This is a genomic window from Luteimonas kalidii (assembly GCF_029887935.1).
GTDB classification, from domain to species: domain Bacteria; phylum Pseudomonadota; class Gammaproteobacteria; order Xanthomonadales; family Xanthomonadaceae; genus Luteimonas; species Luteimonas kalidii.
In genome coordinates this window covers 44,238-70,048 of record NZ_JARXRO010000015.1, presented here as the reverse complement: position 1 = coordinate 70,048, position 25,811 = coordinate 44,238, and the positions used below count along the sequence as shown (strand labels likewise).

General features: G+C 69.1%; 24 protein-coding genes and 2 tRNA genes. 1 reads left to right on the top strand and 25 read right to left on the bottom strand.

Annotation, left to right across the window (positions count from 1 at the left end; all coding sequences use genetic code 11):
* Positions 1 to 20: 20 nt before the first annotated feature.
* The 25 genes from nusA to trpB all read right to left on the bottom strand — a co-directional run bounded on the left by nusA (position 21) and on the right by trpB (position 24,799).
* The gene (nusA, locus tag QFW81_RS09145; RefSeq protein ID WP_280578432.1) at positions 21 to 1,532 is read right to left on the bottom strand and encodes a transcription termination factor NusA; all 1,512 of its coding nucleotides are present in this window, start codon (positions 1,530 to 1,532) and stop codon (positions 21 to 23) included.
* Positions 1,533 to 1,647: 115 nt separating this feature from the next.
* Positions 1,648 to 2,220 carry a ribosome maturation factor RimP gene (rimP, locus tag QFW81_RS09140; protein WP_280578606.1) on the bottom strand — a complete coding sequence of 191 codons (573 nt, stop codon included), beginning with the start codon at positions 2,218 to 2,220 and terminating at the stop codon, positions 1,648 to 1,650.
* Between the two features lie 178 nt (positions 2,221 to 2,398).
* Positions 2,399 to 2,475 (bottom strand) — tRNA-Met (locus QFW81_RS09135).
* Between the two features lie 80 nt (positions 2,476 to 2,555).
* Positions 2,556 to 4,007, bottom strand: coding sequence for an NADH-quinone oxidoreductase subunit NuoN (nuoN, locus tag QFW81_RS09130; RefSeq protein ID WP_280578605.1), 1,452 nt, complete (start codon positions 4,005 to 4,007; stop codon positions 2,556 to 2,558).
* Positions 4,008 to 4,032: 25 nt separating this feature from the next.
* Positions 4,033 to 5,547, bottom strand: coding sequence for an NADH-quinone oxidoreductase subunit M (locus QFW81_RS09125; RefSeq protein ID WP_280578431.1), 1,515 nt, complete (start codon positions 5,545 to 5,547; stop codon positions 4,033 to 4,035).
* A 4-nt stretch (positions 5,548 to 5,551) separates the two neighbouring features.
* Positions 5,552 to 7,666: an NADH-quinone oxidoreductase subunit L gene (nuoL, locus tag QFW81_RS09120; protein ID WP_280578430.1), complete on the bottom strand. Its 2,115-nt coding sequence runs from the start codon at positions 7,664 to 7,666 to the stop codon at positions 5,552 to 5,554.
* 329 nt (positions 7,667 to 7,995) lie between these two features.
* Entirely contained in the window at positions 7,996 to 8,319 is a 324-nt protein-coding gene (gene nuoK, locus QFW81_RS09115) for an NADH-quinone oxidoreductase subunit NuoK (protein ID WP_280578428.1), read from the bottom strand.
* Complete coding sequence (locus QFW81_RS09110) at positions 8,319 to 8,951, bottom strand: NADH-quinone oxidoreductase subunit J (protein WP_280578427.1); 633 nt, start codon at positions 8,949 to 8,951, stop codon at positions 8,319 to 8,321. Before QFW81_RS09110 ends, nuoK begins: the two co-directional genes overlap by 1 nt.
* Before the next feature lie 10 nt (positions 8,952 to 8,961).
* Positions 8,962 to 9,450 (bottom strand): NADH-quinone oxidoreductase subunit NuoI, encoded by a 489-nt coding sequence (gene nuoI, locus QFW81_RS09105; RefSeq protein ID WP_280578426.1) that lies wholly within the window; start codon positions 9,448 to 9,450, stop codon positions 8,962 to 8,964.
* Positions 9,450 to 10,553: an NADH-quinone oxidoreductase subunit NuoH gene (gene nuoH, locus QFW81_RS09100; RefSeq protein ID WP_280578425.1), complete on the bottom strand. Its 1,104-nt coding sequence runs from the start codon at positions 10,551 to 10,553 to the stop codon at positions 9,450 to 9,452. The genes nuoI and nuoH overlap by 1 nt, the downstream gene beginning before the upstream one ends.
* Positions 10,550 to 12,814: an NADH-quinone oxidoreductase subunit NuoG gene (gene nuoG, locus QFW81_RS09095; protein WP_280578423.1), complete on the bottom strand. Its 2,265-nt coding sequence runs from the start codon at positions 12,812 to 12,814 to the stop codon at positions 10,550 to 10,552. The genes nuoH and nuoG overlap by 4 nt, the downstream gene beginning before the upstream one ends.
* A complete protein-coding gene (nuoF, locus tag QFW81_RS09090; protein WP_280578422.1) occupies positions 12,811 to 14,178 on the bottom strand; it encodes an NADH-quinone oxidoreductase subunit NuoF in 1,368 nt (455 codons plus the stop codon). Before nuoF ends, nuoG begins: the two co-directional genes overlap by 4 nt.
* Positions 14,178 to 14,705: an NADH-quinone oxidoreductase subunit NuoE gene (gene nuoE, locus QFW81_RS09085; protein ID WP_280578421.1), complete on the bottom strand. Its 528-nt coding sequence runs from the start codon at positions 14,703 to 14,705 to the stop codon at positions 14,178 to 14,180. The genes nuoF and nuoE overlap by 1 nt, the downstream gene beginning before the upstream one ends.
* Positions 14,706 to 14,713: 8 nt before the next feature.
* Positions 14,714 to 16,036: an NADH-quinone oxidoreductase subunit D gene (locus QFW81_RS09080; protein ID WP_280578420.1), complete on the bottom strand. Its 1,323-nt coding sequence runs from the start codon at positions 16,034 to 16,036 to the stop codon at positions 14,714 to 14,716.
* Positions 16,033 to 16,791: an NADH-quinone oxidoreductase subunit C gene (locus QFW81_RS09075; RefSeq protein ID WP_280578419.1), complete on the bottom strand. Its 759-nt coding sequence runs from the start codon at positions 16,789 to 16,791 to the stop codon at positions 16,033 to 16,035. The genes QFW81_RS09080 and QFW81_RS09075 overlap by 4 nt, the downstream gene beginning before the upstream one ends.
* Entirely contained in the window at positions 16,788 to 17,372 is a 585-nt protein-coding gene (locus tag QFW81_RS09070) for a NuoB/complex I 20 kDa subunit family protein (RefSeq protein ID WP_280578418.1), read from the bottom strand. Before QFW81_RS09070 ends, QFW81_RS09075 begins: the two co-directional genes overlap by 4 nt.
* Positions 17,363 to 17,719 carry an NADH-quinone oxidoreductase subunit A gene (locus QFW81_RS09065; protein WP_280578417.1) on the bottom strand — a complete coding sequence of 119 codons (357 nt, stop codon included), beginning with the start codon at positions 17,717 to 17,719 and terminating at the stop codon, positions 17,363 to 17,365. The genes QFW81_RS09070 and QFW81_RS09065 overlap by 10 nt, the downstream gene beginning before the upstream one ends.
* A 76-nt stretch (positions 17,720 to 17,795) precedes the next feature.
* Positions 17,796 to 17,880 (bottom strand) — tRNA-Leu (locus tag QFW81_RS09060).
* 53 nt (positions 17,881 to 17,933) lie between these two features.
* Positions 17,934 to 18,392, bottom strand: a complete 459-nt coding sequence (gene secG / locus QFW81_RS09055; protein ID WP_280578416.1) for a preprotein translocase subunit SecG — start codon at positions 18,390 to 18,392, stop codon at positions 17,934 to 17,936.
* Positions 18,393 to 18,425: 33 nt separating this feature from the next.
* Positions 18,426 to 19,178 (bottom strand): triose-phosphate isomerase, encoded by a 753-nt coding sequence (gene tpiA / locus QFW81_RS09050; RefSeq protein ID WP_280578415.1) that lies wholly within the window; start codon positions 19,176 to 19,178, stop codon positions 18,426 to 18,428.
* Positions 19,179 to 19,274: 96 nt separating this feature from the next.
* Positions 19,275 to 20,213 carry an isopenicillin N synthase family dioxygenase gene (locus QFW81_RS09045; RefSeq protein WP_280578414.1) on the bottom strand — a complete coding sequence of 313 codons (939 nt, stop codon included), beginning with the start codon at positions 20,211 to 20,213 and terminating at the stop codon, positions 19,275 to 19,277.
* 72 nt (positions 20,214 to 20,285) lie between these two features.
* Positions 20,286 to 21,647: a phosphoglucosamine mutase gene (gene glmM / locus QFW81_RS09040; protein WP_280578412.1), complete on the bottom strand. Its 1,362-nt coding sequence runs from the start codon at positions 21,645 to 21,647 to the stop codon at positions 20,286 to 20,288.
* On the bottom strand, positions 21,644 to 22,525 hold the full coding sequence (gene accD / locus QFW81_RS09035; RefSeq protein ID WP_280578411.1) for an acetyl-CoA carboxylase, carboxyltransferase subunit beta: 882 nt from the start codon (positions 22,523 to 22,525) through the stop codon (positions 21,644 to 21,646). The genes glmM and accD overlap by 4 nt, the downstream gene beginning before the upstream one ends.
* A gap of 244 nt (positions 22,526 to 22,769) precedes the next feature.
* Positions 22,770 to 23,591, bottom strand: a complete 822-nt coding sequence (trpA, locus tag QFW81_RS09030; protein WP_280578410.1) for a tryptophan synthase subunit alpha — start codon at positions 23,589 to 23,591, stop codon at positions 22,770 to 22,772.
* On the bottom strand, positions 23,588 to 24,799 hold the full coding sequence (gene trpB / locus QFW81_RS09025) for a tryptophan synthase subunit beta (RefSeq protein ID WP_280578409.1): 1,212 nt from the start codon (positions 24,797 to 24,799) through the stop codon (positions 23,588 to 23,590). The genes trpA and trpB overlap by 4 nt, the downstream gene beginning before the upstream one ends.
* A 96-nt stretch (positions 24,800 to 24,895) precedes the next feature.
* Between trpB and QFW81_RS09020 the strand changes: the two genes are divergently transcribed.
* Complete coding sequence (locus tag QFW81_RS09020) at positions 24,896 to 25,795, top strand: LysR family transcriptional regulator (protein ID WP_280578408.1); 900 nt, start codon at positions 24,896 to 24,898, stop codon at positions 25,793 to 25,795.
* The last annotated feature ends 16 nt before the right edge of the window (positions 25,796 to 25,811 follow it).

Sequence of the window (25,811 nt, the reverse complement as noted above, 5' to 3'; positions counted from 1 at the left end):
GGGCGGCGTTCATCGCGGGGTCATTCGCCGCGCTCCAGGCGTGCGATCTCCTCGGCGCGGGCCGCCAGGATCAGCGCCGCGGCGCGTTCCCCGTCGAGTCCCTCGATGCCGAATTCGACCACCTCGTCCGCACCCAGGTCGGACAGGTCCTCGCTGGTGCGCACCCCGTGCGAGGCCAGCGCGTACGCGGTCTCGTCGTCCATGCCCTCGATCGCGAGCAGGTCCTCTGCCGGGGCGTGCTCGTCCAGCTCCTCTTCCACCGCCAGCGCGTCGTTGAGCAGCGCGTCGCGGGCGCGGGCGCGCAGCTCCTCGACGATGTCCTCGTCGAAGCCCTCCACCGCCAGCAGTTCGCCGACCGGCACGTAGGCGATTTCCTCGACCGTGTTGAAGCCCTCGGCGACCAGGATGCCGGCGATTTCCTCGTCGACTTCGAGCTTCTCCTGGAACAGCGCGCGCGCGGCGGCCTGCTCGGCCTCCGACTTCGCCGCGACCTGGTCCTGGGTCATCACGTTGAGCTGCCAGCCCGACAGGCGGCTGGCCAGGCGCACGTTCTGGCCACCCTTGCCGATCGCCTGCGCCAGCTTGTCCTCGGCCACGGCGAGGTCCATCGAATGCTTGTCCTCGTCGACGACGATCGACTGCACCTCCGCTGGCGCCATGGCGTTGATCACGAACTGGGCCGGGTTGTCGGACCACAGCACGATGTCCACGCGCTCGCCGTTGAGCTCGTTGCTCACCGCCTGCACGCGCGAACCGCGCATGCCGATGCAGGCGCCGATCGGATCGGTGCGGTTGTCGTAGGCGATCACGGCGATCTTGGCGCGGTCGCCCGGATCGCGCGCGCAGGCCTTGATCTCGACCAGGCCCTGGCCGACTTCCGGCACCTCGAGCTTGAACAGTTCCATCATGAATTCCGGAGCGGCGCGGCTGATGAACAGCTGCGGGCCACGCGGCTCGCTGCGCACGTCGTAGAGATAGCCGCGGATGCGGTCTCCGGCGCGCACGATGTCGCGCGGGATCGCCTTGTCCTTGGGAATGAACGCCTCGGCATTGCCACCGAGGTCGACGTAGACGTTGCCGCGCTCGACGCGCTTGACCACGCCCGTCACCAGTTCACCGATGCGATCCTTCCAGGCGTCGACCACCTGCTGGCGCTCGGCCTCGCGCACCCGCTGCACGATCACCTGCTTGGCGGCCTGGGCGGCGATGCGGCCGAAATCGACGTTCTCGATCTGCTCCTCGATGTAGTCGCCGACCTCGACGCCCTCGACCTCGTCGACCGCGTCCATCATGCGGATCTGGCGGTCGGGCGATTCCATCACCACGTCGTCGGCCACCACTTCCCAGCGGCGGAACGTTTCGTAGCTGCCGTCCTTCGCATCGATCGCCACGCGCGTCAGCACGTCCTGGTCCACGTACCGCTTCTTGGCGGCCGTGGCCAGCGCGGCCTCGATCGCTTCGAGGATCACGGATTCCGGGACGCCCTTCTCGTTCGCGACCGCGTCCACCACCAGCAACAACTCTTTGCTCATCTCTGTCAGACCTTATTCGAAAACCGGCTTGATCCGTGTTCGATAGCGCCGGACTTCCGCCCGGCTCCCGTTGGCTGCGCGCTCCCCCTGCAGGCGGAGGCGATGCCTGAAATACTCAGCCTTCCCGCGACCCGCCCGAACGCGCCTTGCGGCCGGGTTTGCCCGGGCGTGCGTCGCCCCCGGGCAGATCACGCGCCGGCGCGAAGCCCAGCGCGGCCCAGTCCGGCACCAGCCGCGCCTTGTCGATGTTGTCGACGGCCACCACGATCGGCTGCCCGTCGACGTCGAACGTGATCGCGGCCTCGTCCACCGACACGATCGTGCCGGTGAGCCGGCGACGCCCGTCCTGCGGCAGCTTCAGCCCGACCTTGGCCCGCTCGCCGGTGAAGCGCGAGAATTGCGCCGCGGCGAACAGCGGCCGGTCGACGCCGGGCGAGGACACCTCCAGCGTGTAGTTGCCGGAGATCGGATCCTCGACGTCGAGCCGGGCCGAGACCTCGCGGCTCACCGCCTCGCAATCCTCGATCGTCACGTGCCGCGTCTCGACCTCGCCATCCGGCACGTCCAGGTACAGGCGCACGACCGAGCCGCCCGGTGCGGGCAGGTACTCGATGCCCAGCAGCTGCAGGCCCAGCGATTCCACCGTGGGCGCGAGCAGTGTCGAGAGCTGTGTCGCCTTGTCCGTCACGTCCTCGTCCGTTGCGCGTTCGACAATCTTCGAAAACAACAAGGGGCCCATTGGGCCCCTTGTCCTGAATGTCCGGCCATGCGGCCGGATTTCGGCATCGAGGCGAGCAGCCACCTCGATGAGCCCGGTTCCCCGGCATCCGTGGAAGGCCTCAACGCCTTCGACGACCCGATGAAACTGGTAGCGGGGGCAGGATTTGAACCTGCGACCTTCGGGTTATGAGCCCGACGAGCTGCCAGACTGCTCCACCCCGCAGCAGACGCGGAATTATGAAGATGCGCGGGGCTTTTGACAAGCCCGGGGGGTTCCCCGGGCTGAACCGCGCGGGACTGCGCTCAGGCGAACGCCTGCTGGCACCAGGCCATGATGGGGCTCCAGAACAGGCCCAGCCCCAGCAGCGCCAGTGCGTTGACCGCGAACACGGCCTGCAGGGCGCCACCGCGGATCGTGATCGGCTCGCCGGCGGGCTGCTCGAAGTACATCACCTTGATCACGCGCAGGTAGTAGAACGCGCCGATGACCGCGAACACGATGCCGACGATCGCCAGCCACAGCAGGTCGCCCTCGAGCGCCGCGCGCAGTACCGCCAGCTTGGCCCAGAAGCCCAGCAGCGGCGGCACGCCGGCCAGTGATGCCATCACCAGCAGGACCAGCCCGGCGATCCAGGGACTGCGCGCGGCCAGGCCGCGGAAGTCCTCGATCCGGTCGGCCTCGAACCCGCGCCGCGACAGCATCACGATCGCGCCGAATGCCGCCACCGACATGATCGCGTAGCTGATGGCGTAGAACATCGCCGCCGCGTAGCCGCCCTCGCCGCCCGCCGCCAGACCCAGGAACAGGAAGCCGACGTGGGAGATGGTCGAGTACGCGAGCATGCGCTTGAGGTTCGCCTGCGCGATCGCGAACACGTTGCCCACCGCCAGCGACAGCGCCGCCAGCAACGCGAGCAGCAGCTGGGTCTGTTCGTGCGCGGGCCCGAGTGCGACCTCCAGCAGGCGCCAGGTCATGCCGAACGCGGCCAGCTTGGGCGCCGAGCCGATGAACAGCGTGATCGGGGTCGGCGCGCCGTGGTAGGTGTCGGGCAGCCACATGTGGAACGGCGCGGCGCCGAACTTGAACGCGATGCCCACCACCACGAACACGGTGCCGGTCAGCAGCAGGATCCGGTCTTCGCCGGCCACGCCCCATGCGGCATCGCGGATCGCCACCAGGTCCAGCGTGCCGGTGGCGCCGTAGACCAGGGTCATGCCGTACAGCAGCAGGCCCGAGGCCAGCGACCCGAGCACGAAATACTTCATCGCCGCCTCGGAGGCCAGCGGACTGTCGCGGTCGGTGGCCACCAGCGCGTAGGAACACAGCGCGAGCAGTTCCAGGCCCACGTAGACCATGGTCAGGCTGCCGGCGGAGACCAGCAGCATCATGCCGGCCACGGCGAACAGCACCAGCACCGCGACCTCGCCCCTGTACAACCCGCGCTCGCGCAGGAACGGCCAGATGTAGGCCATCGCCGCGGCGCTCACCACCAGCAGCACGAGCTTGAGCACGTCGGCGCCCTCGTCGCGCACGAACATGCCCGACAGCGTGGTGCCCTGCCCGCCGACGTCGAACCAGAGCATCGCCGCGGCCACCAGCAGGGTGGCGATCGCGAGTGCGTGGGTGACCACGCGGCGGCGGTCGTCCAGGAACAGGTCGAGCATCAGCAGCGCGAACGCGCCGAACACCACCACCAGCTCGGGCGCCAGGGGCGCGAGCTCGGCGAAGGAACGGACGGGGGGTGGCGGCATCATGGCAGCGGTCATCGCGTGCGGGTCCTCAAAGCTTGCTCGCGGCGAGCTGGCTGGCCAGCTGGGCGATCGCCGGTTCCATCAGGTCCGTCAGCGGACGCGGCCAGATGCCGATCAGCAGCGTGCCGGCGGCGAACACGCCGAGCACCAGCCATTCGCGTCCGTTGATGTCCTTCAGCTCAGCGACATGGGCATTGGCCACCTCGCCGAACATCACCCGGCGCACCATCCACAGGGTGTAGGCCGCGCCGATGATCAGGGTCATTGCCGCGGTGAATGCGATCAGCGGGTGGTGCTGGAAGCTGGCCAGGATCACCATGAACTCGCCGACGAAACCCGACGTGCCGGGCAGGCCGGCGTTCGCCATCGCGAACAGCACGATGAAGAAGGTGAACCACGGCATGACGTTGGCCACGCCGCCGTAGTCCTTGATCATGCGCGTGTGCATGCGGTCGTACAGCACGCCGACGCAGGAGAACATCGCGCCGGAGATGAAGCCGTGCGAGATCATCTGCACCATCGCGCCCTGCAGGCCCAGCCGTGCCGCGTCGTCGCCGCCCGGCACGTCGCGCACCAGCGCGAAGGCGATGAAGGTGCCCAGGGTCACGAACCCCATGTGCGAGACCGACGAGTAGGCGATCAGCTTCTTCATGTCCTCCTGGACCAGCGCCACCAGGCCCACGTAGACCACTGCGATCAGCGACAGGGCGATCACCAGCCAGGCCCATTCGTGGCCGGCATCGGGCGTGATCGGCAGGCTGAAACGCAGGAAGCCGTAGCCACCGATCTTCAGCATGATCGCGGCCAGGATCACCGAACCGCCGGTCGGCGCCTCGACGTGCGCATCCGGCAGCCAGGTGTGTACCGGGAACATCGGGACCTTGACGGCGAACGCCGCCAGGAAGGCGAAGAACAGCCACATCTGCTCGGTAGCGTTCAGCGGCAGGGCGTACAGGTCCGGCAACTGCCAGCTGCCCGCCTTCAGGTACAGGTACACCAGGCCCACCAGCATGAACACCGAGCCGAGGAAGGTGTAGAGGAAGAACTTGATCGACGCGTAGACGCGCCGCGGACCGCCCCAGACGCCGATGATGATGAACATCGGGATCAGCATGCCCTCGAAGAACACGTAGAACAGCAGCGCGTCCACGGCCGAGAACACGCCGACCATCAGGCCCTCGAGGATCAGCATCGCCGCGTAGTACTGGTTCACCCGCCGGTCGATCGCCGTCCACGCGCCCACCAGCACCAGCGCGGTGGTCAGCGTGGTCAGCACGATCAGCGCGACCGAAATTCCGTCCACGCCGAGGTGGTACTGGATGTCGTAGGCCGAGATCCAGGCGCGCCGTTCGACGAACTGCATGCCGACGGCGGCATAGTCGAAGCTGGCGAACAGCGGCAGGCTGAGCAGGAACACCGCCAGCGCGAGCGCCAGCGATACCCAGCGGGCGACACGCGCGCGCGACTCGCCCAGCGCGAGTACCAGCACGCCGCCGAGGATCGGCAGCCAGATCAGGAGACTGAGGAGGGGCCAGTTCTGCACGGGGTCAGGTCCAATGGCGGATCAGCACGGCCAACAGCACGATCAGGCCGAGGATCATCGCGAACGCGTAGTGGTAGAGGTATCCGGTCTGCATGCGGCGCACCAGACCGGCGGTGAATCCGACCAGTCGCGCGGCGCCGTTGACGAACAGCCCGTCGATCAGCCTGCCATCGACCTCGCGCGAGCCGCGCCCGAGCATCAGGCCGCCGCCGGCGAAGCCCTTGATCCACAGGTCGTCCATGCCGTACTTGTTCTCCAGGATGCGGATCGGCAGTCGCAGCACGTTCGCCACCCTGGCCGGCAGCCCGGGCTTCCAGAGGTACATCAGCGTCGCCAGCAGGAAGCCCGCGACCACCAGCCAGAACACCGGCGTCACGAAGGCATGCAGGCCCATCGCTACAGGCCCGTGCCAGAGCTCTTCCTTCAGCCGCGCCATCACGTCCTGGCCCGTCAGCACCTCGATCGCGCCGGCGAAGAACGGCGTGCCCTCGTGGTGTCCGCTCCAGTCGGTGCCGAACAGCATCGGCCCGGCGGTGAAGAAGCCCACGGCGATCGACGGAATCGCCAGCAGGACCAGCGGCAGCGTCACCACCCACGGCGATTCATGCGGCTCGTGCACGCCATGGTGCGAATCGTGCGCGTCGTGGCCGTGGCCGTCGTCGTGCAGGGGCTCGTGGTGCGTTTCCTGGCCGTGTTCGTCGTGCGTGGCGTGCGCATGAGACGGCACGGCATCGCGGAAGCGTTCCGGCCCGAAGTAGGTCATGTACAGCAGGCGGAAGCTGTAGAACGAGGTCACGAACGCGCCCAGCAGTACCGCCCAGTAGGCATAGGTGCCGATCCAGCCGGCGCGCTCGGCGCCGAGCTTGGCGGCCTCGATGATCGAGTCCTTGGAATAGAAGCCGCTGAAGAACGGCGTCCCGATCAGCGCCAGGGTGCCGATGACGCTGGTCCAGAACGTGATCGGCATGTACTTGCGCAGACCGCCCATCTTGCGCATGTCCTGCTCGTGGTGCATGCCGATGATCACGCTGCCGGCCGCCAGGAACAGCAGCGCCTTGAAGAAGGCGTGCGTCATCAGGTGGTAGACGGCGGCCGAGTAGGCCGACACGCCCAGCGCCACCGTCATGTAGCCCAGCTGCGACAGGGTCGAATACGCGACCACGCGCTTGATGTCGTTCTGCACCATGCCGATCAGGCCGGTGAAGAAGGCGGTGGTGGCGCCGATGAACAGCACGAAGTTGAGCGCCGTCACGCTCATCTCGAAGATCGGCGACATGCGCGCGACCATGAAGATGCCCGCGGTGACCATCGTCGCGGCATGGATCAGCGCCGAGATCGGGGTCGGGCCTTCCATCGAATCCGGCAGCCACACGTGCAGGGGCACCTGGGCCGACTTGCCCATGGCGCCGATGAACAGGCAGATGCAGATCATGGTCGCCACCGACCACTCGTGCCCGGCCAGCACCTCAACGGTGCGCCCGTCGAGCACGTCGCCCGCATTGGCGAACACGGTGGCGTAGTCGAGCGTGCCGAAGTACCACAGCACCGCCGCGATCCCGAGCAGGAAGCCGAAGTCGCCGACCCGGTTGACCAGGAACGCCTTGAGGTTGGCGAACACCGCGCTCGGCCGCTTGAACCAGAACCCGATCAGCAGGTACGACACCAGGCCGACCGCTTCCCAGCCGAAGAACAGCTGCAGGAAGTTGTTCGACATCACCAGCATCAGCATCGAGAACGTGAACAGGCTGATGTAGCTGAAGAAACGCTGGTAACCGTCGTCCTCGGCCATGTAGCCGATGGTGTAGACGTGGACCAGCAGCGAGACGAACGTCACCACGACCATCATCATCGCGGTCAGCGTGTCGACCATGAAGCCGACATGGGCCGCGTAGTTGCCCACCTCGAAGAAGGTGTAGAGGTTCTGGTTGTACGGCGCCGCCCCCTGCGACACCAGCTGGTACAGCACGTAGCCGGAGAACGCGCAGCTGACCGCCACCCCGAGGATGGTGGCCGAGTGCGCGCCCGCGCGCCCGACCTGGCGGCCGAGGAAGCCGGCCACGATCGCGCCCAGCAGCGGGGCCAGCACGATGATCAGCAGGTGGGTTGTCGAAATCGCCATGTCTCGTCCATTGCCGGCGCCATGCGGCCGCCCTTCACTGCCGCCCTGCGGCGACGTTGTGCCGGCGCGGGCCTGCGCCCGCTGCCGTGCGTTGAATCCCGGTTGTCACGCCATCCATGGCGGTACCACGCGGGCTCCGGAGAGACCCGGCCCGGCCATCCATGGCCGGGCGTTCGCCGATGCGCGCGCCAGTGGCGCGTACGTGGCGCTTGATTTTTTTCCTGCCGCCATCCATGGCGGTACCACTCGGGCTCCGGAGAGACCCGGCCCGGCCATCCATGGCCGGGCGTTCGCCGCAGCGCGCGCCAGTGGCGCGCAAGCGCTGCGGCTCACCCCTTCAGCGAATCGATTTCGGCGACGTTGATCGTGCTGCGGTTGCGGAACAGCGTGACCAGGATGGCCAGGCCGATCGCGGCCTCGGCCGCGGCCACCGTCAGAATGAAGAACACGAAGATCTGTCCCGCCTCGTCGCCGAAATGGCGAGAGAAGGCGATGAAGTTGACGTTGACCGCCAGCAGCATCAGCTCGATCGACATCAGCAGGATGATGACGTTCTTGCGGTTGAGGAAGATGCCGGCGACGCTGATGCAGAACAGCGCGGCGCCGAGGGCGAGGTAATGGCCCAGCGCCAGGCCCTGGCCGAGGAATTCCATCACTGCGCCCCCCCCTCTTCGCTCGCGGCGTCGACGCGCTTCTCGGCCGCCATGCTCACGATGCGCACGCGGTCGCCCGCGCGCACCCGCGCCTGTTCGCCCGGGTTCTGGTGCTTGGTGCCGGGCCGGCGCCGCAGCGTCAGCGTGACCGCCGCGATCACCGCCACGGTCAGGATCAGTGCGGCGACCTCGAACGGCAGCAGGAAATCGGTAAACAGCCGCCGTGCGATCCAGCTCACGTTGTTGCCGCCCGCCGCCTCCACCGGATCCGCGCCGAACGGCACCGTGCGCGCCTTCACCCCGATCAGGGTCAGCATCTCGATCAGCATCACCACCGCCACCAGCAGGCCCACCGGCAGGTAGCGCACGTAGCCCTCGCGCAGCGGCACCACGTCGATGTCGAGCATCATCACCACGAACAGGAACAGCACCATCACCGCACCGACGTACACCAGGATCAGCGCCACGCCCAGGAACTCGGCACCGGCCAGGATCCAGGTGCAGGCCACGGTGAAGAAGGTCAGCACCAGGAACAGCGCGGCGTGCACCGGGTTGCGGACGCTGATCACCGCGCCGGCCGAGGCGACGGCCACGGCGGCGAAGGCGAGGAAGGCGAGCAGTGCGAAATCCATGGTCGGTCGCTTATCGGAAGGCGGCGTCGGCGGCGCGGCGCTCGGCGATCTCGGCCTCGAGCCGGTCGCCGATCGCCAGCAGCTTCGGCTTGGTGAGGATGTTCTCGCCGCGGTGTTCGAAGTGGTATTCGTGCACGTGGGTCTCCACGATCGAGTCCACCGGGCAGGATTCCTCGCAGAAGCCGCAGTAGATGCACTTGAACAGGTCGATGTCGTAGCGCGTGGTGCGGCGGGTGCCGTCCTCGCGCGGCTCGGAATCGATGGTGATCGCCAGCGCCGGGCACACCGCCTCGCACAGCTTGCAGGCGATGCAGCGCTCCTCGCCGTTGGGATACCGGCGCAGCGCATGTAGGCCACGGAAACGCGGCGACTGCGGGGTCTTCTCCATCGGGTACATCAGCGTGTACTTCGGACGGAACAGGTACTTGAGCGTCAGCCCCAGGCCGCCGATCAGTTCCAGCAGCAGCAGGCTCCGCACCCATGACACGAACTTGCCCATCACTGCCCCGCCTCGAACACGCCGAAATACGCCATCAATGCCACCACCACGATCCAGCCGATGCTCAGCGGGATGAAGACCTTCCATCCCAGCCGCATGATCTGGTCGTAGCGGTAGCGCGGGAACGAGGCGCGGAACCAGATGAAGCAGCTGGCGAAGAAGAACACCTTCGCGAACAGCCACCACCAGCCGTCACCCAGGATCACGCCCAGCACGGGAATGTCGGGGATCCAGGCCGCCGGGATCGGCGAAAGCCAGCCACCGAGGAAGAAGATCGGGGTCAGGAAGCTGACCAGGATCATGTTCGCGTATTCGGCCAGGAAGAACAGCGCGAACGCCGAGCCCGAATACTCGACCATGTGACCGGCCACGATCTCGGACTCGCCCTCCACCACGTCGAACGGCGCGCGGTTGGTCTCGGCCACGCCGGAGATGAAGTAGATGACGAACAGCGGCAGCATCGGCAGCCAGAACCATTCCAGCAGGCCCGCGTTGCCGGACTGCGCCATCACGATCTTCGACAGGTTCAGGCTGCCCGCGCCGACCATCACGCCGACCAGGGCGAAGCCCATCGCGATCTCGTAACTGACCACCTGCGCGGCCGAGCGCATCGCACCCAGGAACGCGTACTTGGAGTTCGAGGCCCAGCCGGCCAGGATGATGCCGTACACGCCCAGCGACGTCATCGCCAGCAGGTACAGCAGGCCGGCGTTGGCGTCGGACAGGACCAGCTGCGCGTCGAACGGCACCACCGCCCAGGCCGCGAACGCGGGCGCCAGGGTGATCAGCGGCGCCAGGATGTACAGCGCCTTCTGCGCCTTGGTCGGCTGGATGACTTCCTTGAACAGCAGCTTGAACACGTCGGCAAAGGCCTGCAGCACGCCCCAGCCGACGTACATCGGCCCGTGGCGCACGTGCATCCAGCCGATCAGCTTGCGCTCCCAGACCACGTAGAACGCGACCGCGAGGATCACCGGCACCGCGATCAGCAGCACCTTCAGCACGATCCAGACGATCACGCCAATCGCGCCCAGCGACAGCAGCCAGTCGTGCAGCGGTGCCGTCCAGCCCGACAGCAGGGTGGCGGTATTGGTCGCGCTCATGCGGCCTCCACCCGGACCCGACCGGCGCCGAGTGCGGCGGTCGCGCCGTAACCGGATTCGACCCACACGCAGCCCGCGGCGACGGACTGGCTGAGATGGACCTGCAGCGTCGCCGTGCCGGCGCCATTGGTGACCTTCGCCATCGCGCCGGTCGCAAGGCCGGCCGCGCGTGCGTCGTCCGGATGCAGCGTGACGCGCGGACCGACGGTGAGCGGATGCGCCTGCAGCGCCTGGGCGCGGCGCACCAGGCCATCCGCCCGGTAGATCGCCTGCGACACGGCCAGCTCCAGCCCCTCGCCTCCGTCGGTCGCGGGCGCGGCACCGGCACGCGGCACCGACGGCGTCCGCGCCACCAGGCCGGCGCGCAGGCCGCCCAGATCGGTGAACTCGAAGCCCGGCAGACCGAGCTCGGCCGCGAGCGCGCGCAGCACCTTCCAGCCCTGGCGCGCATCGCCCGGCAGCTTGCCGGCGGCGAACGCGCGCTGGTCGCGACCGTCGAGGTTGGTCAGGGTGGCATCGTTCTCGAACAGGGTGGCGATCGGCAGGATCACGTCGGCCACGCGCCGGGTGGACTGGCAGGCGAAATGACTGAAGGCCACGACCTGGGCGGCGCCGAGCGCCCCGCCCGCCGCCGCCTGGTCGGCAAAGTCGAGCCCGGGCTCGATTCCGTACAGGACGTACGCGCTGCGCGGGTCGGCCAGCATCGTGGCGGCGTCGCGCGCAGCCGGCAGCACGCCGTGGCGCGCCAGTCCCAGCGCGTTCGCACCCTGCGGGATGCGGCACAGCGACGCACCGTGCGCGGCCGCGAAGTCGGCTGCCGCGCGGCGGATCCCGGCGGCGTGCGGCCCGTTCTCGGCCACCGCGCCGACGATGACCACGATGCGGCCAGTGCCGCCTACGGCCTCCGCCAGCTCGCCGGCCCCGAGCGCGTCCGCGATCCCCGAGGGCGCGACCAGCGCCCTGGACGCGATGTCGAACGTGAACTCGAAATCGACCGGGCCCACCACGTGCACCTTCGCGCCCCGCAGGAAGGCCTTGCGCACGCGCTGGTGCAGCAGCGGAATTTCGTGGCGCAGGTTGCTGCCGACGATCACGATCGTGTCGGCCTGCTCGATCTCGGCCACGGGCATCGCGAACGCCTCGGCGACCGCACCATCGGACAGGTCGCGCTGGCCGATGCGATGGTCGAGGTTGCCGGTGCCCAGGCCCTCGGCCAGGCGCGCGAGCAGCGCACCCTCCTCGTTCGAGGTCGCCGGATGCACCAGTACGCCCAGATTGTCGGCGGCATTGTCGCGCAGGATCTGCGCGGCCTTCGCCAGCGCCTCCTCCCACGTCGCCTCGCGCCAGTCGCCGTCGTCGCCGTTGGACGCCACGCGCAGCAGGGGCCGGAACGCGCGGTCGTCGGCGTACAGGCCCTGGTGCGAATAGCGGTCGCGGTCCGACAGCCAGCACTCGTTGACCGCCTCGTTGTCGCGCGGCACCGCGCGCATCACGTCGCCGCGGCGCAAATGCAGGAACAGATTGCTGCCCAGCGCATCGTGGAAGCCCAGGGACTCCCTCGCGATCAGTTCCCACGGCCGTGCGCGGAAGCGGAACACCTTGTTGGTCAGCGCGCCGACCGGGCACACGTCGATGACGTTGCCCGACAGCTCGGTGGTCAGCGGCTTGCCGTCGTAGGTGCCGATCTGCAGGTTCTCGCCGCGCTGCATGCCGCCCAGCTCGTAGGTGCCGGCGACTTCCGCGGTGAAGCGCACGCAACGCGTGCACTGGATGCAGCGGGTCATCTCGGTGGCGACCAGCGGCCCCATGTCCTCGTCGGCGATCACCCGCTTGCGCTCGACGAAGCGGCTGACCGAACGCCCGTAACCGAGCGAGAGGTCCTGCAGCTCGCACTCGCCGCCCTGGTCGCAGATCGGGCAGTCGAGCGGATGGTTGATCAGCAGGAACTCCATCACGTTGCGCTGCGCCTTGAGCGCCTTCTCGTTGCGCGTGAACACCTTCAGCCCGTCCATCACCGGCGTGGCGCAGGCCGGCGACGGCTTCGGCGCGGACCTGCCGCCGACCTCGGTGTCGACCAGGCACATGCGGCAGTTGGCCGCGATCGAGAGCTTGTCGTGGTAGCAGAAACGCGGGATCGGGATGCCGGCCTTGTCGGCGGCATGGATGATCATGGAGCCCTTGGGCGCGGCCAGCTCCACGCCGTCGATGAAGACGGTGACGTGGTCGGGCGGCAGGTTCGGGTTGACCGGCTGTGCGCTCACGCGGCCACCTGCTCGGCCTGGACCAGGGTGCCGGCCCGTTCGTCGTCGACGTAGAAGCGCCTGTTCACGATGGCGTATTCGAACTCATGCCAGAAATGGCGCAGGAAGCCCTGCACGGGCCACGCGGCGGCCTCGCCGAACGCGCAGATGGTGTGTCCCTCGATCTGGCCCGCCGCCGCGCGCAGCATGTGCAGGTCGTCGAGCGTGGCCTCCATGTTCGCGATCCGGGTCAGCATGCGGTACATCCAGCCGGTACCCTCGCGGCACGGCGTGCACTGGCCGCAGCTTTCCTTGAAGTAGAAGCGCGCCACGCGCTGGCAGGCGCGGACCATGCAGGTGCTGTCGTCCATCACCACGACGGCGGCCGAGCCGAGGCCGGAACCGGCCTTCTGCAGCGCGTCGTAGTCCATGGTCAGACCCATGATCGTGTCCGCGGGCAGCACCGGCATCGACGAACCGCCGGGAATCACGCCCTTGAGCCTGCGCCCCGGGCGCAGGCCGCCGGCGATGTCCAGCAACTCCGAGAACGGCGTGCCCAGGCGAAGTTCGTAATTGCCCGGGCGGGTCACGTGGCCGGAGACCGAGAAGATCTTGCAGCCGCCGTTGTTCGGCTTGCCCAGGCCCAGGAACCATTCGGAGCCGTTGCGTACGATCGCGGGCACCGAGGCGAACGTTTCCGTGTTGTTGATCGTGGTCGGCTTGCCGTACAGGCCGAAGTTGGCCGGGAACGGCGGCTTGAACCTCGGCTGGCCCTTCTTGCCCTCCAGCGACTCCATCAGCGCGGTTTCCTCGCCGCAGATGTAGGCGCCGGCGCCGAGTGCGTTGTACAGGTCGATGTCGATGCCCGAGCCGAGGATGTCCTTGCCCAGCCAGCCGTTGGCATAGGCCTCGCGGGTGGCCTCCTCTAGGTGCTCGAACGGCTCGTGGTGGAACTCGCCGCGCAGGTAGTTGTAGCCCACGCTGGCGCCGGTGGCGTAGCAGGCGATCGCCATGCCCTCGATCACCGAATGCGGGTTGTAGCGCAGGATGTCGCGGTCCTTCGCCGTACCCGGTTCGGATTCGTCGGAGTTGCAGAGGATGTACTTCTGCATCTCGCCCTTGGGCATGAAGCTCCACTTCAGGCCGGTCGGGAAGCCCGCGCCGCCGCGGCCGCGCAGGCCGGACTGCTTGACCATCTCGATGATGTCGGCCGGCGGGATCTTCTCGCTCAGGATCCGGCGCAGCGCCGAATAGCCGCCGGTCTTGAGATAGTTCTCGTACGACCACGGCTTGTCGAAATGCAGCGTGGTATAGACGGCCTGATGCTCCTTCGGCGCGGGACCGACGGGGCCGTAGCCTTCCGAATAGTGCGAATGACCCGCCATCACTTCAGCCCGTCCAGCAACTCGTCCACGCGCTCTGGCGTGAGCTTCTCGTGGTAATGCCCGTTGATCACGACCACCGGCGCGCCGCAGCAGGCGGCCACGCATTCTTCCTCGCGCTTGAGGTACACGCGCCCGTCTGCGGTCGACTCGCCCAGCCGGCAGCCGAGCTTCTTCTCGGCGTGCCCGACCAGTTGCTCGGCCCCGTTGAGCCAGCAGCTGATGTTGGTGCAGAAGGCCACGTTGTGGCGCCCGACCTGCTCGGTCTCGAACATCGAATAGAACGTCGCCACCTCGTACGCCCATACCGGCGGCAGGTCGAGGTACTTGGCCACGCCGGCGATCAGTTCGTCGCTCAGCCAGCCGCCGTTCTGCTCCTGCGCCGCGTGCAGCCCCTGCAGCACCGCCGACCGCTTCCGGTCGGGCGGAAACTTGGTCAGCCAATGGTCGATGTGCGCACGCGTGGCATCGCTCAGCACGACCATCGGGTCGACGTTGCGCGCATTCTCGAAATTGCCGGTCGCTCTCATCGCCTGCCTTACCTGTCGATCTCGCCGAACACGATGTCGTAGGTGCCGATCATCGCCACCACGTCGGCCAGCATGTGGCCCCGCACGATCTCGTCCATCGACGACAGGTGCGCGAACCCCGGCGCGCGCAGGTGCACGCGGAAGGGCTTGTTGGCGCCGTCGCTGACGAGGTAGCAGCCGAACTCGCCCTTCGGGGCCTCGACCGCGCAGTAGGTCTCGCCGGCCGGCACGCAATAGCCTTCCGAGAACAGCTTGAAGTGGTGGATCAGCGCTTCCATGTCGTCCTTCATCTCCTCGCGGGAGGGAGGCGCGACCTTGTAGTTGTCGATCATCACCGGGCCGGGGTTGGCCTTCAGCCAGGCCACGCACTGCTCGATGATGCGGACGGACTGGCGCATCTCGGCCACGCGCACCAGGTAGCGGTCGTAGCAGTCGCCGTTGACGCCGACCGGGATGTCGAAGTCGACCACGTCGTACTTCGCGTACGGCTGCTTCTTGCGCAGATCCCACGCGACGCCGGACCCGCGCAGCATCGGCCCCGTCATGCCCCACGCGAGCGCCTGTTCCGGCGGGATCACGCCGATGCCGACCGTGCGCTGCTTCCAGATGCGGTTGTCGGTGAGCAGGGTCTCGTACTCGTCCACGCGCGCGGGGAAATCCTTCGCGAACGCCTCGATGTAGTCGAGCAGCGAACCCTCGCGCCATTCGTTGAAGCGCTTGAGCTTGGCGCCCTTGCGCCACGGCGACTCGCGGTACTGCGGCATGCGGTCGGGCAGGTCGCGGTAGACGCCGCCGGGACGGTAGTAGGTCGCGTGCATGCGCGCGCCCGACACCGCCTCGTAGACGTCCATCAGTTCCTCGCGCTCGCGGAACGCGTACAGGAACACCGCCATCGCACCCAGGTCGAGCGCATTGGACCCGATCCACATTAGGTGGTTGAGGATCCGCGTGACCTCGTCGAACAGCGTGCGGATGTACTGCGCGCGCTCCGGCGCCTCGATCCCCATCAGGGTCTCGATCGCGAGCACGTAGGCGTGCTCGTTGCACATCATCGACACGTAGTCCAGGCGATCCATGTAGCCGATCGACTGGTTGAACGGCTTGGACTCGGCCAGCTTCTCGGTGCCGCGGTGGAGCAGACCGATGTGCGGATCGGCACGCTGCACCACTTCGCCGTCCATCTCCAGGATCAGGCGCAGCACGCCGTGCGCAGCCGGATGCTGGGGGCCGAAGTTCAGGGTGTAGTTGCGGATCTCCTGGCGGCCCTCGGCGGCGCTGCTGGCGAAGCCTTCGCTGGCCTGGGGCACGGGCGCATGGGGAACGGCGCTCATTTCGCGTCTCCGGTGCGGCGCGCCATCTGCTCGCCGACCGCAGTGGCGTAGCGCGCGTCGTCGCGGATCACGCGCGGCACGTTCACGCGCGGCTCGACCGAGGTCACCGGCTCGTACACCACGCGCTTGCGTTCCGCGTCGTAGCGGACCTCGACGTTGCCGATCAGCGGGAAATCCTTGCGGAAGGGATGTCCGATGAAACCGTAGTCGGTCAGGATCCGGCGCAGGTCGGGATGGCCCTGGAAGATGATGCCGTACAGGTCGAAGGCCTCGCGCTCGAACCAGTTGGCGACCGGCCACAGGCCAGTCAGCGACGACACCACCGGCAGGTCGTCGCTGGGCGAGAAGCAGGTCACCCGGACGCGGCGGTTGTGCTGGACCGACAGCAGCTGCGCCACGGCGGCGAAGCGCCGCTGCGGCACCGGGATAGCGCCCACCCCGTCGGGCTCGTCGAGCTGCTGGGTGGTGGCCTGGCCGAAGCCGAAGCGCCCGGGCCCGCGTCCTTCCACGCCACGGCTGAAGCCTTCCGACGAGGTGTCGGTGTCCCACTCGTCGCTGCCGTAGCCGAGGTAGTCGATGCCGCACAGGTCGACCAGCGACTCGAAGCCGAACTCGTCGCGCAGCACGGTGCAGGTCTCGAGCCAGTCGCCGGCGGTCACGAGTCCAACTTCGCCGCGCGGCACGGCCATGGTCACGGTGGCGTCGGGGAAGCGCGCGCGCAGGCGCTCGACGAAGGTGGACAGCGGCTCGCTCATTCGCGCAGCCCCGTCTTGTCGTCGCCGAAGTTGGTGGCGCGGCGGATCTTCTTCTGCAGCTGCAGGATGCCGTACACCAGCGCCTCGGCCGTCGGCGGGCAGCCGGGCACGTACACGTCGACCGGCACGATGCGGTCGCAGCCGCGCACAACGGCGTAGGAATAGTGGTAGTAGCCGCCGCCGTTGGCGCAGCTGCCCATCGAGATCACCCACTTCGGGCTGGGCATCTGGTCGTAGACCTTGCGCAGCGCAGGCGCCATCTTGTTGACCAGGGTGCCGGCCACGATCATCACGTCGGACTGGCGCGGCGACGGGCGGAACACCACGCCGTAGCGGTCCAGGTCCAGGCGCGCCGCGCCGGCGTGCATCATCTCCACCGCGCAGCAGGCCAGGCCGAAGGTCATCGGCCACATCGAACCGGTGCGCGCCCAGTTGAGCAGCACGTCGGAACTGGTGGTGACGAAGCCGCGCTCCAGCAGCGGGTTCTCACCCTCCGGGCGCAGGATGTCGTCGAGCCGGCCTTCCGGCAGCGGATTGCTGGCCGCATCCGCCAGGCCGCGGACCGCCTGGATCACTCCCATTCCAGCGCTCCCTTCTTCCAGACGTAGACGAACCCGAGCAGCAGCATGCCGACGAAGATGCCCATCTCCACCAGGCCCAGCGGACCCAGCTCGCGGAACACCGTCGCCCACGGCACGATGAAGATGATCTCCAGGTCGAAGATGATGAACTGGATCGCGATGAGGTAATAGCGCACGTCGAACTGCATGCGCGCGTCCTCGAACGCCGCGAACCCGCACTCGTAGGGCGACAGCTTTTCCGGGGACGGCCGCTTGGGACCGAGCAGGTTGCCGATGATCAGCAACGCGATGCCGATACCGGTGGCCACGATCAGGAACAGCAGGGTCGGCAGGTATTCGGCCAGCACTCGTTGTTCTCTCGGCTACTTGCCGCGTCGCCGCGGCCGTTGCTCGACGCGCCAGGCGCGCGACAGGTCAAAAAAATGGTGCCCAAGGGGGGACTCGAACCCCCACGACCGAAGCCGCTACCACCTCAAGGTAGTGCGTCTACCAATTCCGCCACCTGGGCAAGTTCAGGTTGCCGCGCATGTGCTGCGCGGCATCACGCAATTGTAAGCCTTCCTACTGCGTTTGAGCAGCGGGTTCGGCATCTTCCGCCGCCGGCGTGTCGGCGGCCGGCGCATCGGGCACCACCGTATCGCTGGCGGCAGGCGCCGCATCCGGCGCGACCGGCACGCTCGCATCGGCCGCCGGGGCCTGGGGCACCGCCACGGCGCCGGGGGCCGATGGCGCCGCCGGTACCTGCGACATCACGCCGAGGTCGCTGCTGGCCTCCGGACTCACGGCGCGGTGGGTGGCGTACCACGCCATGAACAGCGTGATCGCGAAGAACGCGATCGCCAGCCACTTGGTGGCCTTGCTCAGGAAATTGGCCGAGCCGCGCGCGCCGAACACGGTGGACGAGGCGCCGCCACCGAACCCGGAACCGGCGGACGCGCCCGCGCCGCGCTGCATGAGGATCAGCGCGATCATCGCGATCGCGACCAGGACGAACAGGATGTTGAGGGTCAACAGCAGCATTGCGGCTTACTCGGGAGGGCTTGGGACCCGGCGTCAGCGGGCGGCTGCGCGGACGATGGCGAGGAAATCCGCCGCCACCAGCGAAGCGCCGCCGATCAGGCCGCCGTCGATGTCCGCCTGGGCGAACAGTTCGGGCGCATTGGCCGGCTTGACGCTGCCGCCGTACAGGATCGGCAGCGAATCGCCGATTCTAGCATCCAGCGCCGCGACCTGGCCACGGATGAAGGCGTGCACCGCCTGTGCCTGCTCCGGGCTGGCGGTGCGGCCGGTGCCGATCGCCCACACCGGCTCGTAGGCCAGCACCGCGCCGGAGAACCGGGCCACCCCGGCGAGTTCCAGCACCGGCTTCAGCTGCGAAGCGATCACCGCCTCGGTCCTGCCGGCCTCGCGGTCGTCGAGGGTTTCGCCCAGGCACAGGATCGGCACCAGCCCGGCGTTGGACGCGGCCAGGAACTTCCTCGCCACCAGCTCGCTGGTCTCGTGGTGGTGCTGCCGGCGCTCGGAGTGGCCGACCAGGCCGTAGCGGGCGCCGACGTCGAGCAGCATCCGCGCCGACACCTCGCCGGTGTAGGCCCCCTCCTCGTTGTGGCTCACGTCCTGGGCGCCGAACGCGATCGGATGCGCCTCGAAGTCCTCGACCAGGTCGCCCAGGTAGGGCATCGGCGGCAGCACCACCACGTCCACCCCGTCGACCGGAAGTTCCGCGGCGACCGCGCACAGCAGGCTGGTGGCGGACTCGCGGGTTCCGTACAGCTTCCAGTTTCCGGCGACGATCCTGCGGCGCATCGGCGGCTCCGTTCGGGTCAGTGGCGCCGAGGATAGCCGATCGCGGCCGGGCTCCGCGCGACGCGTGGAGCGCTGCGCGGCCGGGCCGTCGGCGCCCTACTTCAGCTTGATCTCGCGCAGGCGCTGCTCGAGGAAGCCGTGGGCGGTGATCGGCTCGGGATAGCGGCTGGGGCGCTCGGCGCTGATGCAGGCCGGCAGCACGTCGATCAGGAAGTCCGGGTTCGGGTGCAGGAAGAACGGCACCGAGTAGCGCGGCTTGCGCGCGGCCTCGCCGGGCGGGTTGACCACGCGGTGGATGGTCGAGGGATAGACGTGGTTGGTCAGCCGCTCGAGCATGTCGCCGATGTTGACCACGATGGTGTCGCCGTCGGAGGTGAACGGCACCCACTCGCCCTGCTTGGACTGCACCTCGAGTCCGGCGGTCGAGGCGCCGACCAGCAGGGTGATGAAGTTGATGTCGCCGTGCGCGCCAGCGCGCACGTTGGGGATGTCGTCGGCGGTGATCGGCGGATAGTGGATCGGCCTCAGGATCGAGTTGCCGAAGTCGGTCTTGTCGGCGAAGAAACCGGCCGGCAGTCCGATGTGCAGCGCCAGCGCCGACAGCACGCGCGATCCGAGCGCGTCGAGCGCGTCGTACAGGGCCAGGCCGCGGGCGCGGAACTCCGGCACCTCGTCGGGCCACACGTTCGGCGGCATCACGTCGCGGTACTTCGAATCGTCCGGCAGCTCGCGACCGATGTGGTAGAACTCCTTGAGGTCGAAGTGCTTCGAACCCTTGGCAGTCTCGATGCCGAACGGCGTATAGCCGCGCGCCCCGCCCTGCCCCGGCACGTGGTAGCGGCGCTTGACGTCGTCGGGCAGTGCGAAGAACGCGCGGAAGGCAGCGTAGGCATCGTCGATGAGCGACTGCGCGATGCCGTGATGGCCGATGCCGGCGAATCCCCATTCGCGGTAGGCCGCGCCGAGTTCGGCGACGAAGGCATCGCGGTCGGTGTCGAAGCGGCGGATGTCGAGGGTCGGGATTCGCGAACTCATCATGGGCTCCGGGGAAGCGGGTCCGGGATATTCGGCCACGGCGGCGCGCAGGACGCCGTGATCCGGATCGGGTCAGGCGCCGGCCGCGTCGCGCACCGCGCCGGCCAGCGCCTCGAGCGTCGAGGCCACCAGCGCCTCGTCATCGGCCTCGACCGTCACCCGCACCACCGGTTCGGTCCCCGACGGGCGCAGGAACGCGCGGCCGCGCCCTTCCACCGCGGCCTGCGCGCGGACCAGGGCGGCCTGCACGCTGTCGGACTCGGCGGGTTTGGCGCCGTTGCCGTAGCGCACGTTGACCGTCCTCTGCGGCAGCTTGCGCACGTCCGCCAGGGCCTCCTGCAGGGTGATGCCGCGGCGCTGCAGCACCTCCAGCACCTGCAGCGCGCTGATGATGCCGTCGCCGGTGGTGGCGCGGTCCAGGCACAGCAGGTGGCCGGAGGCCTCGCCGCCGAGGATGCCGTCGTGCTCCAGCAAGGCCTGGTGCACGTAGCGGTCGCCGACCTTCGTGCGCACGAAGCCGATCCCGGCGCGATCGAGCGCCTGCTCGAGGCCGTAGTTGGTCATGATCGTGCCGACCACCGGGCCGCGCAGGCGGCCGCTGGCCTGCCAGTCGGTCGCCAGCAGGTACAACAGGTTGTCGCCGTCGTGCACCGCGCCGTCGCTGTCGACGAACAGCAGGCGGTCGCCGTCGCCGTCGAAAGCGATGCCGAGGTCGGCGCCGGTCTCGCGCACGCGCGCGGCCAGGCCTTCGGGATGCATCGAGCCCACGCCGGCGTTGATGTTGATGCCGTCGGGGTCGACGCCGATCGCGTCCACCCGCGCATCGAGCTCGCGCAGCACCAGCGGCGCGATCTGATAGGTGGCGCCGTTGGCGCAGTCCACCACCACGCGCATGCCCGAGAGGTTGAAGCTGCGCGAGACCGAGCTCTTGCACGCCTCGACATAGCGGCCGACGGCGTCGCGCGTGCGTACCGCCTTGCCCAGCCGCTCCGACGCGACGGTGGCGAACGGCCGGTCGAGCGCGGCTTCGATCGCCAGCTCGGTGGCGTCGTCGAGCTTCTCGCCCTCGGCCGAGAAGAACTTGATGCCGTTGTCGTAGTGCGGGTTGTGCGAGGCGGAGATCACGATGCCCCCGTCGGCACGCAGCGACCGCGTCATGTGCGCGACCGCCGGCGTCGGCATCGGCCCCATCAGCTGCACGTGCACGCCGGCCGCGACCAGCCCCGCCTCGAGCGCCGCCTCGAACATGTAGTTGGAGATGCGCGTGTCCTTGCCGATCACCACCAGCGGCTTGCGCGCGTCGCCGCCGCGTTCGGCGGCCTCGCGCAGGGCGTGGCCGTAGGCGTTGCCCAGGCGCAGGACGAAGTCGGCCGAGATCGCGCCCTCGCCCACCCGGCCGCGGATGCCGTCGGTGCCGAAGTAGCGACGGCTCATGCGGCCACGTCCTGCGGCACCGGCTGGCGGGTCATCATCGCCACCAGGGTGGCGATCCGGTCGCGCAGCTGCCGGCGATCGCAGATCTGGTCGATCGCGCCGTGCTCGAGCAGGAACTCGGAGCGCTGGAAGCCCTCGGGCAGCGTCTCGCGCACGGTCTGTTCGATCACGCGCGGACCGGCGAACCCGATCAGCGCGTCCGGCTCGGCGATGTTGACGTCTCCCAGCATCGCGAACGAGGCCGACACGCCGCCGGTGGTCGGATGGGTCATCACCGAGATGTACGGCAGGCCCGCCGCACGCAGGCGCCCGAGCGCGGCCGAGGTCTTGGCCATCTGCATCAGCGAGAACAGGCTCTCCTGCATGCGCGCCCCGCCGCTGGCGGAGAAACAGACGAAGCCCGAGCCCAGTTCCAGCGCGCGCTCGGCGCCGAGGGCGAAGCGCTCGCCCACCACCGATCCCATCGAACCGCCCATGTAGGCGAAGTCGAATGCGGCCGCCACCATCGGCAGGCGCTTGAGGGTGCCTTCCACGACTACCAGCGCGTCGCGCTCGCCGGTCGCCTTCTGCGCGGCCTTGATGCGGTCGCCGTAGCGCTTCTGGTCGCGGAACTTCAGGACGTCGGTCGGGCCCAGGCCGCCGCCGATCTCGCGCAGCTCACCCGGGTCGAGAAAGCCCTTCAGGCGCGCGCGGGCGCGGATCGGGCGGTGGAAGCTGCACTTCGGGCAGACCTCGAGGTTCTCCTCGAGTTCGGGGCCGTAGAGGACCGCGCCGCAGCGGTCGCACTTCTCCCACAGGCCCTCGGGGACGCTGCGCTTGCGGGTGGCGGCGCTGTCGGTGCGGATGCGCGGTGGCATCAGTTTCTTCAGCCAGCTCATGCCTGGGATCGGATCCGGGGGCGGCCGCGGCCGCGGAAGGCGCGCAGTTTAGCGCAAGGCCGGTGGCGGCCCCGACGGATCGAGGCCGCGCCGGAACTGCGCTCTGTCAGGTCCGCATGTGTGGACCGGAGGTCTACGCAGGCGGTCCTCGACGGCGGTTTGCCGTGGCCGAGTGCGATCGCGGCAGCGCCGGGAGCCCGGACGTGCCTGCGCGGCAGCGGCCGGATATCCGCGCTGGGCGCGGTCAGTCCAGTGCCGCGCGCAACGGCGCCAGGAACTCTGCCGCGCGGCGGGCCGCCTCGTCGGCGTCCCCCGCTTCGGCCAGCGCCGCGACCAGGGCGCTTCCCACCACCACCCCGTCGGCGTCCACGGCCATGGCCGCGGCGCCCGCGGCATCGCGGATGCCGAAACCGGCCACCACGGGCACCGGACTGCCGGCGCGGATCCGGCGCAGGTGTTCGCTGGCGGCGGCGGTGTCCAGCCGCTCGGAGGCCCCGGTCACGCCGGCGAAGCTGACGTAGTACAGGTAGCCGCGCGCGTTGCCCAGCAACAGCGACAGGCGCGCATCGGTCGTGGTGGGGGAAGCCAGCAGGACCAGGTCGATGCCGTGGGCGGCGAACGCGTCGCGGAATTCGGGCGACTCCTCCGGCGGCAGGTCGACCAGCAGCACGCCGTCGACGCCGGCGGCCTGTGCGTCGCGCGCGAACCGGTCGGCACCGCGGATCTCCACCGGATTGAGGTAACCCATCAGCACCACCGGTGTTTCGGTGTCGCGTGCCCGGAACGTGCGCACCGCCCCGAGCACCCAGCGCAGCCCCGCCCCGCGTGCCAGCGCGCGCTCTGAACTGCGCTGGATCGTCGGGCCGTCGGCCATCGGGTCTGAAAACGGCACGCCCAGTTCGATCACGTCCGCGCCCGCGCCGACCAGCGCGTGCATGACCGGCACCGTCGCCTCCAGCGACGGATCGCCGGCGGTGACGAACGGGATCAGGGCCTTGCGGCCGCTGTCCGACAGACGCGCGAACCTGCGCGCGATCCGGCCGCCCGCCTGCGCGTCCGCGCTCATACCTCGACCCCTTCGCGCGCCGCGATGGTATGCACGTCCTTGTCACCGCGCCCCGAGAGGTTGCACAGCACCAGGGCGTCCTTCGGCAGTTCGCGCGCCAGCTTGATCGCCTGGGCGACCGCGTGGCTGGATTCGAGCGCCGGCAGGATGCCTTCGCTGCGGGTGAGCTTGTGGAAGACCGCGAGCGCCTCGTCGTCGGTGACGCCGACGTACTCGGCCCGACCGCTGTCCTTGAGGAAGGCGTGTTCGGGACCGACGCCGGGATAGTCGAGCCCGGCGGAAATCGAATGGGTTTCGGTGATCTGACCGTCGTCGTCGCAGATCACGTAGGTGCGGTTGCCGTGCAGCACGCCGACGCGCCCGGCCGCCAGCGAGGACGCATGCCGGCCGGTCTCGATCCCCTCGCCCGCCGCCTCGGCGCCGACGATGCGCACGCCGGGGTCGTTGAGGAAGGCATGGAACAGGCCGATGGCGTTGCTGCCGCCGCCGACGCAGGCGGTGATCGCGTCCGGCAGGCGGCCGTAGTCCTCCAGCATCTGCGCGCGCGCCTCGCGGCCGACCACGGCGTTGAAATCGCGCACCATGCGCGGGTACGGGTCTGGGCCGGCCACCGTACCGATGATGTAGAAGGTGTCGCGCACGTTCGTGACCCAGTCGCGCATCGCCTCGTTGAGCGCGTCCTTGAGCGTGGCCGAACCCGAGGTCACGGGCACCACGGTCGCGCCCAGCAGCTTCATCCGGTAGACGTTGATCTTCTGGCGTTCGATGTCGGTGGCGCCCATGTAGACCACGCACTCCAGCCCCAGCCGGGTGGCCACGGTGGCGCTCGCCACGCCGTGCTGGCCGGCGCCGGTCTCGGCGATGATCCGGGTCTTGCCCATGCGCGCGGCCAGCAGCGCCTGGCCGATGGTGTTGTTCACCTTGTGCGCGCCGGTGTGGTTGAGGTCCTCGCGCTTGAGCAGGATCTGCGCGCCGCCGACCTCGCGGCTCAGTCGTTCGGCGTGGTAGATCGGGCTCGGCCGGCCGACGTAGTGCTTGAGGTCCTTGTCGTAGGCGGCGATGAAGGCCGGATCCACCCGCGCCGCATCGTAGGCCGCGGCCAGTTCCTCGAGCGGCCCGATCAGGGTTTCCGCGACGAAGCGGCCGCCATGGCGGCCGAAATGGCCGGATGCGTCGGGATAGGCGTGGAAGTCGGCGGGAATGGACATGGCAGGCAGCGATGGCGAGACAGGACCCCACTCTAATGCACATGCCGGCCCACCAGAACCGATAAGATCTGGCCAATCCGTCAGTAAAACTCACGTATGGTCGCCCGCGCCCTGCCCCCGCTCAACGCCCTGCGCGCCTTCGAGGCCGCGGCCCGGCTCGGCAGCATGAGCCGGGCCGCCGAGGAGCTGCACGTCACCCACGGTGCGGTCAGCCGCCAGGTGCGGCTGCTCGAGGACGATCTCGGGGCCGCGCTGTTCCTGCGCGAGGGCCGCGGACTGCGACTGACGACGGCCGGCGAGCGCCTGCGGGAAGCGACGGGCACCGCGTTCGACCAGTTGCAGGCCACCGTGCGCACCCTGCGCCGCGGCGCCGGCGCGGGAACCCGGGTCATCGGCTGCCCGGGCAGCCTGCTGGCGCGCTGGATCATCCCGCGGCTGGAGCGCCTGCACGCGGACCTGCCCGGGCTGCGCCTGCACCTGTCGGCCCAGGACAGCGACCCGGATCCTGCGCTGCCCGGCCTGGACGCGGTGCTGCTGGCCGGCGCTCCGCCCTGGCCCGCGGGCTGGCGCGTGCATGCGCTGGGACCGGAGCAGATCGGGCCGGTGCTCAGCCCGCGCCATCCGGCGTTCGCGCGGCTGGCCGGACGGCCCGCGGACGCGCTGCTGGACGAAGCCGTGCTGCACACCGCCTCGCGCCCGCAGGCCTGGCCGCAGTGGGCGCGAAGCCAGGGGCTGGCGCCCGACCGGCTGCGCACGGGGACCGGTTTCGAGCATCTCTATTACCTGCTCGAGGCGGCGGTGGCGGGCCTGGGGATCGCGATCGCGCCCGCGCCGCTGGTGGCGGCCGACCTCGGCGCCGACCGGCTCGCCGCCCCCTGGGGCTTCGTCGAGACCGGCGCGCAGTGGTGCCTGTGCACGCGCACGGCGGACGATCCGCAGCTCGATCGGCTGGCCGCCTGGCTGCGCACGGAACTGGCCCAGGGGCAGCCCATCTAGCAGGAAGCTCCCGAGG

Excerpts from the sequence above, each read along its gene's own strand:
- nusA (WP_280578432.1), bottom strand. The coding sequence starts at position 1,532 with ATGAGCAAAGAGTTGTTGCTGGTGGTGGACGCGGTCGCGAACGAGAAG.
- nuoN (WP_280578605.1), bottom strand. The coding sequence starts at position 4,007 with ATGATGCCGCCACCCCCCGTCCGTTCCTTCGCCGAGCTCGCGCCCCTG.
- nuoL (WP_280578430.1), bottom strand. The coding sequence starts at position 7,666 with ATGGCGATTTCGACAACCCACCTGCTGATCATCGTGCTGGCCCCGCTG.
- nuoK (WP_280578428.1), bottom strand. The coding sequence starts at position 8,319 with ATGGAATTCCTCGGCCAGGGCCTGGCGCTGGGCCATTACCTCGCCCTC.
- QFW81_RS09110 (WP_280578427.1), bottom strand. The coding sequence starts at position 8,951 with ATGGATTTCGCACTGCTCGCCTTCCTCGCCTTCGCCGCCGTGGCCGTC.
- nuoI (WP_280578426.1), bottom strand. The coding sequence starts at position 9,450 with ATGGGCAAGTTCGTGTCATGGGTGCGGAGCCTGCTGCTGCTGGAACTG.
- nuoH (WP_280578425.1), bottom strand. The coding sequence starts at position 10,553 with ATGAGCGCGACCAATACCGCCACCCTGCTGTCGGGCTGGACGGCACCG.
- nuoF (WP_280578422.1), bottom strand. The coding sequence starts at position 14,178 with ATGGCGGGTCATTCGCACTATTCGGAAGGCTACGGCCCCGTCGGTCCC.
- nuoE (WP_280578421.1), bottom strand. The coding sequence starts at position 14,705 with ATGAGAGCGACCGGCAATTTCGAGAATGCGCGCAACGTCGACCCGATG.
- QFW81_RS09080 (WP_280578420.1), bottom strand. The coding sequence starts at position 16,036 with ATGAGCGCCGTTCCCCATGCGCCCGTGCCCCAGGCCAGCGAAGGCTTC.
- QFW81_RS09075 (WP_280578419.1), bottom strand. The coding sequence starts at position 16,791 with ATGAGCGAGCCGCTGTCCACCTTCGTCGAGCGCCTGCGCGCGCGCTTC.
- QFW81_RS09070 (WP_280578418.1), bottom strand. The coding sequence starts at position 17,372 with ATGGGAGTGATCCAGGCGGTCCGCGGCCTGGCGGATGCGGCCAGCAAT.
- secG (WP_280578416.1), bottom strand. The coding sequence starts at position 18,392 with ATGCTGCTGTTGACCCTCAACATCCTGTTCGTCCTGGTCGCGATCGCG.
- tpiA (WP_280578415.1), bottom strand. The coding sequence starts at position 19,178 with ATGCGCCGCAGGATCGTCGCCGGAAACTGGAAGCTGTACGGAACCCGC.
- QFW81_RS09045 (WP_280578414.1), bottom strand. The coding sequence starts at position 20,213 with ATGAGTTCGCGAATCCCGACCCTCGACATCCGCCGCTTCGACACCGAC.
- glmM (WP_280578412.1), bottom strand. The coding sequence starts at position 21,647 with ATGAGCCGTCGCTACTTCGGCACCGACGGCATCCGCGGCCGGGTGGGC.
- accD (WP_280578411.1), bottom strand. The coding sequence starts at position 22,525 with ATGAGCTGGCTGAAGAAACTGATGCCACCGCGCATCCGCACCGACAGC.
- trpA (WP_280578410.1), bottom strand. The coding sequence starts at position 23,591 with ATGAGCGCGGACGCGCAGGCGGGCGGCCGGATCGCGCGCAGGTTCGCG.
- trpB (WP_280578409.1), bottom strand. The coding sequence starts at position 24,799 with ATGTCCATTCCCGCCGACTTCCACGCCTATCCCGACGCATCCGGCCAT.
- QFW81_RS09020 (WP_280578408.1), top strand. The coding sequence starts at position 24,896 with ATGGTCGCCCGCGCCCTGCCCCCGCTCAACGCCCTGCGCGCCTTCGAG.